11 protein-coding genes are annotated in these 11,444 nt (G+C 30.8%); all 11 read right to left on the bottom strand.

What is annotated here, in order from left to right:
- The 11 genes from ACESPQ_RS01090 to ACESPQ_RS01040 all read right to left on the bottom strand — a co-directional run bounded on the left by ACESPQ_RS01090 (position 1) and on the right by ACESPQ_RS01040 (position 11,349).
- The gene (locus ACESPQ_RS01090; protein ID WP_009269869.1) at positions 1-954 is read right to left on the bottom strand and encodes a glycosyltransferase; all 954 of its coding nucleotides are present in this window, start codon (positions 952-954) and stop codon (positions 1-3) included.
- Positions 947-1,849 carry a glycosyltransferase family A protein gene (locus tag ACESPQ_RS01085; protein ID WP_008728138.1) on the bottom strand — a complete coding sequence of 301 codons (903 nt, stop codon included), beginning with the start codon at positions 1,847-1,849 and terminating at the stop codon, positions 947-949. Before ACESPQ_RS01085 ends, ACESPQ_RS01090 begins: the two co-directional genes overlap by 8 nt.
- Complete coding sequence (locus tag ACESPQ_RS01080) at positions 1,842-2,990, bottom strand: glycosyltransferase (RefSeq protein ID WP_373143786.1); 1,149 nt, start codon at positions 2,988-2,990, stop codon at positions 1,842-1,844. The genes ACESPQ_RS01085 and ACESPQ_RS01080 overlap by 8 nt, the downstream gene beginning before the upstream one ends.
- Positions 2,991-3,002: 12 nt before the next feature.
- Positions 3,003-4,124 carry a hypothetical protein gene (locus ACESPQ_RS01075; protein WP_002606170.1) on the bottom strand — a complete coding sequence of 374 codons (1,122 nt, stop codon included), beginning with the start codon at positions 4,122-4,124 and terminating at the stop codon, positions 3,003-3,005.
- Positions 4,117-4,944: a glycosyltransferase family 2 protein gene (locus ACESPQ_RS01070; protein ID WP_002606171.1), complete on the bottom strand. Its 828-nt coding sequence runs from the start codon at positions 4,942-4,944 to the stop codon at positions 4,117-4,119. The genes ACESPQ_RS01075 and ACESPQ_RS01070 overlap by 8 nt, the downstream gene beginning before the upstream one ends.
- Positions 4,928-6,079: a glycosyltransferase family 4 protein gene (locus ACESPQ_RS01065; RefSeq protein WP_002606172.1), complete on the bottom strand. Its 1,152-nt coding sequence runs from the start codon at positions 6,077-6,079 to the stop codon at positions 4,928-4,930. The genes ACESPQ_RS01070 and ACESPQ_RS01065 overlap by 17 nt, the downstream gene beginning before the upstream one ends.
- Positions 6,080-6,092: 13 nt before the next feature.
- On the bottom strand, positions 6,093-6,719 hold the full coding sequence (locus ACESPQ_RS01060; RefSeq protein WP_002606173.1) for an acetyltransferase: 627 nt from the start codon (positions 6,717-6,719) through the stop codon (positions 6,093-6,095).
- A 15-nt stretch (positions 6,720-6,734) separates the two neighbouring features.
- Positions 6,735-7,334, bottom strand: a complete 600-nt coding sequence (locus ACESPQ_RS01055) for a sugar transferase (RefSeq protein WP_002606174.1) — start codon at positions 7,332-7,334, stop codon at positions 6,735-6,737.
- Positions 7,334-8,560 carry a DegT/DnrJ/EryC1/StrS family aminotransferase gene (locus ACESPQ_RS01050; RefSeq protein WP_002606175.1) on the bottom strand — a complete coding sequence of 409 codons (1,227 nt, stop codon included), beginning with the start codon at positions 8,558-8,560 and terminating at the stop codon, positions 7,334-7,336. Before ACESPQ_RS01050 ends, ACESPQ_RS01055 begins: the two co-directional genes overlap by 1 nt.
- Before the next feature lie 33 nt (positions 8,561-8,593).
- A complete protein-coding gene (gene loaP / locus ACESPQ_RS01045) occupies positions 8,594-9,181 on the bottom strand; it encodes an antiterminator LoaP (protein ID WP_224720994.1) in 588 nt (195 codons plus the stop codon).
- Between the two features lie 272 nt (positions 9,182-9,453).
- Complete coding sequence (locus ACESPQ_RS01040) at positions 9,454-11,349, bottom strand: nucleoside-diphosphate sugar epimerase/dehydratase (protein WP_002606177.1); 1,896 nt, start codon at positions 11,347-11,349, stop codon at positions 9,454-9,456.
- Positions 11,350-11,444: the final 95 nt, after the last annotated feature.

Genomic DNA, 11,444 nt, shown 5'->3' with positions numbered 1-11,444 from the left:
TCACTTTCCATCGAACTTTTCTCCAGGTTCAACCTGTTTTCCTAATAAATTATGCCTAGCATCATGATATGCTTTTTTGGTATATCTAATTCTAGGCAAAGACCATTTTGAAATTGCTCTTAAATATGAAAACAAACAAAAATACATTGGGCGTAATCGTTTAAAAATGAAATTCTTCCCATATTTCATATCAAATACAAATGAATTCCTCAACATATAGTATTGTTTCCAATAAATTGGTTCACTTATATTGGGCAATGGTAGTTGCCTATTTAATTTTGCATTAACCATAAAATATATCTTTGTTATCTTTGTACAGCGATATGCGTAGTCACTATCATCAAAGAGTAAAAAATATTTATCATCTGGTAGACCAATTTCCGACAAAATTTCAGAATTAAACAATGGTCCTTCAAACGCAAAATCCACAACTTCTATTTTTTCTTTTCCGGTAAAATCTGAAATAACTTGTTTATCTTCTACACGTTTAAAGAAATTGTCAAAATTCATTTTTATAACAGCATTATCTTTAAAATTTTCACAAGTTCTGTTTGGGATGCACACTTTATGATTTTCATCCATACCCTCAAGCAAAATTTCTAAGCAATTTACTTCTGGTAATACATCATCATCCATTACCCAATAATAGTCATAGTCATACTTTAATCCTATTTCAAAGGCTTTTTTAAATCCGCCTGCCCCTCCTTCATTTTTTTCATTTAAATAATAATAAAATTTGATATTATTTAAATTAGTGATTTGTACCTCATTAATCTTTTCATGTAAGTTTAAGCCTAAAGCATTTAAATGACATAAAGTCCCATCAGTTGAATGATTATCAACGACTACAATTCCTGATATTTGATGGGTTTGATTACTTAATGCATTTAAAACTTTTTCTAAACATTTTTTACGATTATATGTACATAATAATACACAGACTTTTTTATTCATTTATTCGCCTTCCCTTTCTTTTTTGAACTATCCTAAATATGTAGGAGCCTACTACAATTTTTAAGACAGAAATTTTTAGTTTTTTAGATAATACACTTAGCTTTATATTTTCTACTAAAACATGATATGCTCCTGCATAATACATCCTTTTAAGTTCTGATCTAGCTTCATACTGCATAAGTTCTATTGTATATAGTAAAAAACCTTTCGGCGATTTAGCCAAATGATTATAGATATTTCTAGTTAAGCCTGAATCCAAATACTCACATCGATAAATGGGTTCATTAAACCATCTTATTTTATATCCGTCTCTTGCTATTTCATTCCATAAGACACATTCACTTAGAAATTTTTCACCACTAAATTCCGGAAATCTATACTTCTTTATTACATCTGTATAAAAAACCTCAGCTTTATCTCCTTTTATATTCTTTTCTCTTCTTTCTATTGAAGAACAGTCCAAATATTCTCCTTCAAACGATTCTCCTACATCTCCACTAAATTCATAAGATTTCAAGCCTCCAATACCTGCAAACTTTTCTTGTTCACTTTTTAGAGTAGTAAACCAAAAGATAATTCTTTCTATTGAATTTTCTGGTAAAGTATCATCTGAATCAACTATAAAGAAAAATTCTCCTGTCGCATTTTCTATTCCCATATTAACTGCATGATGTTTTCCTCTATTTGTTGATTTTATATAATTAACCCCAAATGGACTCTTTTCTTTCAGCTTATGAACTATATCTTCTGTATCATCTGTTGATCCGTCATCTACTATAATCCATTCCATCATCGTTAAATCAACTGTTTGCTTTGTTAAAGTCTCATATAATTTAGGCAAGAAACTAGAACGATTATACGTAGGTGTCATAATTGTTATTTTAATATCACTCATATTCATTACCTTTTTCAAATAAACAGTCAAACTCATATAAACGTGCTTGTAAATCAAAAAAAGGACTTCTTTCTACTGCTTTTTCTCTCAATTCATTTAATTTATCCTTATCCTTAAGTAATTGCTTTAAACCTTCATATAGTCCATTCTCATTATTCTCTACAATTAGACCGAATTCACTGTCTCCTAAAATATCTTTCATTCCTGCACAATCTGTCGTAAGTACAGGTGTACCTAAAAAAATAGCTTCAGAAACCACTGTGCTAAATCCTTCAGTTAATGAAGAACATACAAATAAATCTGCTTTTTTTAATAATGGATATGGATTATCAATAAATCCAGTTAATTCAACACAATCATTTAGTTTATTATCATCAATAAATTTTTGATAAGTATCCTTCAAGAGTCCGGTTCCTACAATTTTTAATTTAAATGTCAATTTATCTTCTTTTAATCTAACACAACACTTTAAAAGTCGATCATATCCTTTTTGTGGACTAATTCTTCCCACAGTAATAAGATTTAATGGATTCTGCCTCTTATATTCTGTAACATTTTTTATAGAATTTAGTATCTTATTAGTATCTAGCACATTTAGTTGAACTTGCACTTTTTCTTCATCCACATCGTATATTTTTAAAAAAGAAGTTTTCACATCAGATGAAACGCATAATATCTTATTGTAAAAATTATAACATTCTTTCGCTTCTTCTTTACTTCTATAGTATTTATTGCTATCAGGCAGATTTATTAAATCAACATGAACCCATGCATATTTGGGAGTCCTTGACTTAGAACCGGCAATTATCTTAGTTACTGGTCCTTCTAAAAATGCTATTTCATAATCATATTCTCCCTGAACATATTTCTTGTATAATTTTTCTTTTTTTGAAAATTTAATATATCTTAAAAAAAGAAAGCGAATATAATTTCTCAATCGCTCTGGATACGCTTCTAAATCAAAAGCAAAAAAATATGTTGCATATTTTTTTATTTCTTCTATATATATTCCCTCATTTAACAAAGAAAAAACATACACATCATATTTCGTTTTATCCATTGCTTTCACTGTATCAAGAAGTATTTTCTCTGCACCACCACCAATTAAATTAGTTATGCTAAATAATATTTTCTTTTTCATTAAAAGCCTCCCCTAAAATATCCAATACCAGCCATATGCTATGATATTTGCATATGTCGCTAATATAGAAGCAATTGACAAAAATAACATAATTATAGATAAAATATGTGTTAGTTTAATTTTAAATTTCTTAAATTCAAAATAATTATTAATCTTTTTTTCTGATAATAAAATAAATAAAGGTTCTATCATAAACAAAGGCACCAAGTACATAAATCTTCTAATCAGATCAAATTGATAGAACGTTGATAACGCTAATATTGTATATAGAATTAAATACTTAATTGTATTAGACTTCTGTTTATACATTAGTATAATTATAAAAGAAGCAAAGAGAGCAAGAAGCATAAATAAAATCATATAATTCGCATTATATGGCTGTATAGTTCCATTTAAATATGGTAGTATCTTAAGATACACAAATGAGTCTTTCGGACATAAACTTAAAAAAAACTTTAAAATAGGATAATGAAAAAAAATACCTACTAATAAAGCGAACTGAATTTTTCTATTTTTTATCCAATCTACTAATAAAGGAATTACAAGAACCAATGATACCGGATGAATAAGCGATAATAATAAAACTACAATCAAGAAGTGATGAACTCGTATTCTCTCTGTTCTTAATGCATAACAATAATATGCACCGGTGATAAAACAAAAATAATTTCTTATTGCTAAGATATAAGTTTTATAAAAAGACATGCAAAATATAAATAACAACATACCTATCAATATATTTTTGTTTCGTATTTCTAAATCATCATAAATCATTAGTATTAGCTTAAATAAATAGAAATATCCGACAAATGTAAAAATCGCTTGGTATAAGCCTAATATATTAGTTTGTGCAATTATATACATTATTAAGTTATTCAAATATACCAATGAATATCCTGAATGAAATATTACCATAATAGAATGATTTTGATAACTTCCCATGACATCAAAATGTCTCTGTAAGTCATCCGATGTATTAGGCAATGTATAGAAAGCAATTAAAGCTAAGCCAACTGAAATCAATACAATGGATAAAATATCACATTTTTTTTGTTCTTGCCTAATAAAATAGCATCCACTACCTATACATAAAACCGGTAATATAATGCAAACTCCAAAAAGAATATTAGACATCTATAACTCTCCTTTTATGTAATTTTTTATAAACCTTTTTTGGAATCATTCCAATAATTAATGGTTTCAGTGCATAAATAAATAAGTACTTTGTCATTCCTGTACGCTTCATCCAATAAAATTTTAGTTTCGCCTCTTGAATTCTATATACATATTTTCTTTTTTTTATTCCACTTTCATCTTCTCTATATTCTAAAAGATAATCACCAATAATCTCCAATACCATTCTTTCTTCTTTCATTTTACACCATAAATCATAATCTTCAGCACGACATGTTAATTCAGTTACTGTATATTTATTCACATTAAGTATCGCTTCTTTTCTCATCATCACAGAAGGATGAATAAGGGAAGTTTGCTTAACCGCTTCTTTTAATGAAATACTTTTCATATGAGGAAATTCAGTCTTTGAATACCTATTTGATGAGTTATCTATATAGTATACATTAGTACCGATCACACTAGTTTCTGGATGCTCATTTAAATACTCTACTTGAATAGAAAATCTATCTGATAAAGCCCTATCATCACTATCCATTCTTGCAATATAATCACCTTTAGATATATCTATGCACCTATTAAGTGAGGCTGCTAGCCCCATGTTTTTTTTATTATTTATAATTGTTATTCTATTATCAATTTTTTTATATTTCTCTAATATCTTAGTGCTTTGATCCGCAGAACAATCATTACATATAATAAATTCAAAATTCTTATAGGTTTGACAAAGAATAGATTCTATTGCTTCTTTTAAAAATCTCTGATCATTATACACACCCATAATTACAGAAATCAAAGGTTCTTTATTCATTTCTCTCATAAATTTCCCTCATTTTCAAATTCACTTTCTTTATAGAATAATTTGAAACTTTATTATAATTAAAAGCAGCCATTGATCTAGAAAGGTCTAACTCTAATATTTTATTTATATAAATATTAAAGCTTTCGTTTTCTAAATCCACACAGTATCCACCTTTCTCATTTTCAATTAAATCTTCATTTCCTCTAATTTTGGAAACGACACAAGGTAATCCACATGCCATTGCCTCCATTAAAGCTACTGACAGTCCTTCCCTTTTTGAAGGAAATACAAAAATATCGCATGACTTCATTATCTTAATTACATCTTTTCTATATCCAAGAAAATGTAATCTGTCTGATACATGTAATTTCTTGGCTAATCGCTCATGTTGCTCTTTCAACTGACCATCACCGCACATTAGATAATGCACATTATTGGGTAACTCTGGTAATATTTCTATTACAATCTTGTGATTTTTATTAGCATTAAGCTCTCCAACTGAAAGTATTAAGATTGCATCCTTTGGAATATTCAACTCTTCACATAATTGTATCTTATTTTCTTTAATTATATTAATTTTATCTATATCAATTCCAACACCTGGTACATATTCAACAGTACCGCTTTTCTTTAATTTAAATTTCTTTGCTGCAATATAGTCTTCATTGTTAATTGTAATCAGTACATTCGTATATTTTGCAGCAATTTTTTCAATATTTCTAAAAACAAAATTTTTAAATGGATTGTTTCCTTTAAAAAAGTGAAAACCATGCGCTGTGTAAATCATTTTGCAAGTTCCGTATATATTACTTTTTTTATAAGCTAAACGTGTTATAAAGCTTGAGATAGGTGTATGTGTATGAACTAGAGAATAATTCTTATCATTTAATAACTGCTTTATTTGTTTATAAGAATTTATTATGTTTTTTATATTTTTAGGACTTCTCGAAAAACTAATATTAATTTTTTTAATCTTTAATTCCTTTAATTCACTTTCGAATTTTTTTATTCTTTCTTCATTCCAAACTGAATAATCATCAAAATTGCAGGCAACATCTATCGTATATCCCAGTTCTTGTAGTAATTTGATATTATTCATGTTAAACTGTCCAATCATTGATGGAACAGTTGCAGTCATTAATACTCTTTTCATACTTTCTCCAATCTTATTTCATTTGTTTTGCTGGTACTCCTATATAAGTGCCATTTTCAACTATGTCTTTTACAACAACAGAACCAGCACCTATCACCGTCTCTTTAACTATTTCTTTTCCTTGTATGATTTTAGTTCCCGTTCCAATTTCGACACAATCATTTATTCTTACATTACCTGAAATATTCACTCCCGGATAGACTGTTATATAGTCATGAAACTGCACATCGTGCCCTACCGTACAATTCAAATTGATATGATTAAAATTTCCTATTTCTAGATTTGTAGTTAGAATACTACCTTTACAAATGATATTTCCAAAACCTATCGTGACAGTTTTATCTATAATGACATCTTTATCAAATATATTAGGAAATGAAATATTCTTATTAATTTGAAGTCTTTCAACTATTTTTTTTCTGATTCGAGGATTTCCAATGGCTACTACTACATTGGTTTTCTCATTTACATTAAGCAAAAAATCTATTGTGCCTAAAACAGGATAATCATTCACACTTTTATGTTCTAAATCTTCATTATCATCTACAAAACCTTTAACATTCCATTTATCTGAATTTTCAATTAGCCATGCTACTTCTCTGCCAAATCCAGATGCACCTACAATTACAATATTGTTCATATCATCACCTATTAATCATCCTTTAAACTCCTCCATTGTCGAAGAGGTATCGCTACTAATTCCTTCTTTCTTAAAAACCGTTTTCACAGTCATAAATAATATCTTCATATCCAATAAAAAAGAATACTCTTTCGTGTATTCTACATCTTTTTCAAATTTCTCTTCCCAAGAAATTGCATTGCGTCCACTCACTTGCGCAAGTCCAGTTAAACCTGGTCTTACATCATGTCTTTGTTTTTGAAATCCATTATAAAGTGGTAAGTAATGGACCAATAGAGGTCTAGGACCGATAATACTCATATCTCCTTTTAAAATATTAAAGAGCTCTGGAAGTTCATCAAGTGACGTTGAACGAAGTTTCTTTCCAAATGAAGTTAACCTAACTTCATCTGGCAGAAGATTTCCCTCCCCATCAGTTTCACTCGTCATGCTTCGAAACTTGTACATCTTGAATATCTTTTCATCCTTGCCTGGTCTTTTCTGTTTGAATATAACAGGACTTCCCAATTTCACTCTTACAAGTATGGCTACAATCAAGTAAATTGGACTCAACAAGATTATTGCTATTAAGGACAATGTGAAATCAAGAAATCTCTTAAAAAATAATCTGTACATTATTTAAAGCACCCCTTAATGATTTCTATGATTTGGCCTTGCTCTTCTATTGTCATCTTATTATCAGAAGGTAGACATAATCCTCTATCAAAAATATCCATACCTGCATCTAATGTACTGCCTTCGAGATACGCATTCGTACTTGCTCTTCCGATTCCTTCTCTTGTAATGAAAGGATTCATTCTAAACACTGGCTGCATGTGCATCGGTTTCCAAATTGGTCTGCCTTCTGCATTGTATTTTGTCAATTCTTCTAATATCTCTGTTGGACAAGTTTTGCCTGCTTCACTAATAAATAGTGCCTCTTGTTCACTTCTTACCTGTTTACACATTGCTTCCTTATCGATAATTAAACAAGATAACCAGAAGTTTGGCTCACTATTCTCTTCATCATAAGGATTCATTTTTACTGGCAGGCCTTTTAACCCTTTTCTATATCTTTCATAAATAGCCTTTTTCTGTGCGATATGCTCCTCTAAGTGTGGAATTTGTCCTCTTACCACACCTGCAATGACGTTTGACATCCGGTAATTGTATCCCAATTCTTCATGCTGATACCAAGGTGCATTTTCTCTTGATTGTGTAGACCATTTTCTAACTTTCTCAGTCGCTTCTTTATCGTCAGTCAGAAACATCCCACCTGAGGATCCAGTTATGATCTTATTGCCATTAAATGATATTGCATTGTAATTCCCAAATGTTCCTGTCTGTACACCTTTATATCTTGCTCCTAAAGACTCGGCTGCATCTTCTATGATAATGACATTATGCTTTTTACAAACTGCTTTGATTTCATCGATTTTACCTGGGGTTCCATATAGGTGGACCAAGACAACAATTTTTACCTCCGGATATAATTCAAACGCTTTCTCTAAAGCAATCGGATCCATATTCCATGTATCATATTCCGTATCTATAAATACTGGTATCCCACCTTCATAGACTACTGGATTGACAGTAGCACCAAATGTCATATCTGTACAAAACACTTTATCTCCAGGTTTTACTCCAGCTAGTTTAACTGCCATATGTAAAGAGGATGTCCCGGATGCTAAAGCAACAGCATATTTGCATCCTACTTTTTCGCAAATCATTCTTTCTATTTCATTAATGTTTTTACCCACTGTAGACATCCAATTTGTTTTATAGGCTTCTGTAATATATTTTAATTCTTCTCCATGCATAGTGGGGCTTGACAGCCATATTTTATCCTTGAATTTCTCCAAATCTATCCCTCCAAAATAAAAGCAAGTCCCTTTTCAGCACTTGCTTATGATCTCTAATCCGACTTTTGTTGTGGTTTCTTTGTTGAACATGCTGAGTTGAAGATAGGCGACCCGCTTATGCCGATCTATTCTTATGATTTGTCCTTCTTTCCCCTGCAATGGTCCTTCTGTTATAAATATTTGCTCTCCCTGTATGAAGCCTGTAGACATCTCTACAACATGATTTTCTTTTCCAAATGATTTCATGAAAGCAACTTCCTCTTCATTTAAAGGAAATATATCTGCTTTTTTCTTACCGATGACCTTCACGAAATCAGGTATTTTTTTAAGCTCTATATTTAATTGATCAATCTGATCCGTTATCATGAAGATATAACCTTTGAACAGGATATCCTTTACATCATGCCAGTTCCCCATATATTTCTTTTTTCGGATATACTCTGGTATAAAGCAATCCTGTAAAACATCCTTTGAAATCATAGTCCGGCATTTCTCTACGATCTTTCTTTCGTGACCGCTTCTGACCTGTCCAACATACCATTTCATGCTGTTACCTCCAATAGGGTAGGCTTCACCCATCAAACTTCTTTTCAGGTTTGACTTTATAACATCTATGACCATACATTCGTGATGAACGTGACATAGCAACGATCCATCCCTAAGCATTATTTTCAACTTTGAATAACTGTCTATTATCCTTTGTTAAAATGAATTTAGCACTTTGCATTTTAACTAGAAACATAATACTACAAAAGTAACTATATTGCAACCATTCTTAATTCATTTCAGCTCTGAATGACAAACTTATTTTATGAATTCACATGATAATCTGATGATGATTGGCAGATTTTGAAAAAAAAGATATATCAACAAAACGTGATATACCTTTACTATTATTTCATAAAAACGCTTTGATCCTGATCTGTTATGATTAAGCTCAGCAACCTGTTTTTTATATCATTACGATGCTCGACATCATTTAATATTTCTTCAAGTTTGACCAACCTGTCTGTAATATCTTCTTTGGTTATTGCCATGACATTGTTTTTAAATATCAAATTATTTTTTGTTCTTGTTGTTGTTTCTCCATCAAGCTTTAATTCCTCAAACATCTTCTCTCCAGGACGTAACCCAATTTCAACAATATCAATATCCTTATAAGGTTTGAATCCTGACAATCGAATCATTTTTTCAGCTAAATCCAAAATTTTCACTGGTTCTCCCATATCAAGAACAAAGATTTCGCCTTTATCTGCATAGAAACCAGCCTGCAATACAAGCTGCGCTGCTTCAGGAATCGTCATAAAGTAACGTATGATATTTTTATCTGTTATCGTGACAGGACCGCCTTCCGCAATCTGCTGCTTAAAAATTGGGATTACGGAACCATTCGATCCCAAAACATTTCCGAACCGAACGGCAGCCATCTTAGTCACGCCATTATCACCATCTGCTTGCAAAATCATTTCTGTCATTCGTTTTGTTGCCCCCATGACATTGGTTGGATTAACTGCCTTATCCGTACTAATCATAATGAATCTAGATACGTTATTCTTAATACATGCATTAATCACATTATTTGTTCCGAATACATTGTTCTTGATAGCTTCCATAGGACGCGTTTCCATTAACGGAACATGTTTGTGTGCAGCTGCATGAAAGACAACATCCGGATTATATTCCTTAAATATACCATTGATTGCTTTAAACTCTCTTATTGATGCAATTAATGAAATAATTTCAATTGTTTTATTCAATATTCCATGTGTGCGATTTCTATTAAATTCCTGTTCAAGCATATATAAAGAATTCTCATTAATATCAATCATCATCAGCTGCTTCGGTTTAAATTTCACAATTTGTCGGCATAACTCAGATCCTATGGATCCACCGGCTCCCGTTACTACAACAACCTTATCTGTTAAGTAACTTTTGATTTCGTTTTGTTCTAGCTTTATTTCACCCCGACCAAGTAAATCCTCGATGCTTATATCCTGAACCGGATACTTTTTAGGTGAATTCAACTCATTGACAAGTAAATTGTCTCCTTCTTTCATAATTTTGGTTTCCAGCTTTGCAGACTGACACAGGTCATAAATTCTTCTCACTGTATCCTTATCAGCACTCGGCATAGCAATAAATGCAATTTTCACATCATACTTCTGCACAATCTCTGGAATATCGTATGTATCTCCCAAAACTCTATATCCTGATATTTCATTATTGATTTTCTTATCATCCACAAAGCCTATGACACTGACATTGAAATTATCATTTTGCGCCAATTCCTTTACTAGGACATAACCGGCATCACCAGCTCCAATAATGATAGCTTTTTCAGTTTTATTCGTAACCTTATATGTCATTCTTCTATACAATCTATAACAAACTCGTACATTAAACATCAACAAAGCTGTTAAGAGTCCCCCAGTAACTATAACACTAAGAAAAGTTCTATCTAATTCAAATATGATCGCCAAAGCAAACAATACGACAGTAGATAAAACAACAGCCAAACCAATTCTCAAAGTTTCAATAGGCCCGACATACTTCCATAAGCTTTTGTGAATTTTAAACAACATAAAGCAACTCATGTATACTAATAAAACTGAAAGCATTGCCAGCGCAAAGTCCCTTATATAGATTTTTTCAAAATTTGGTATTCTAAATTCTATTTTGATCCAATAAGCCAATAGAAACGATACAAATACGATGCATAAATCAAAAAAACACAGCATCATCTCTCTATGATTCTTATATAGACTGTTGTTAAATATTTTCTCAATCATTACAGCCACTCCTTCATACCTATCCTATTCTACCATACAACTAAATTTAATAAAATCTAATTTTAAAAAACAAAAGTATATATACCTTATTTTTA

Origin of the sequence: Clostridium sp. HGF2 (genome assembly GCF_964240115.1) — a bacterium.
GTDB classification, from domain to species: domain Bacteria; phylum Bacillota_I; class Bacilli_A; order Erysipelotrichales; family Erysipelotrichaceae; genus Clostridium_AQ; species Clostridium_AQ innocuum.
This window is presented reverse-complemented; position numbering and strand designations above follow the sequence as displayed.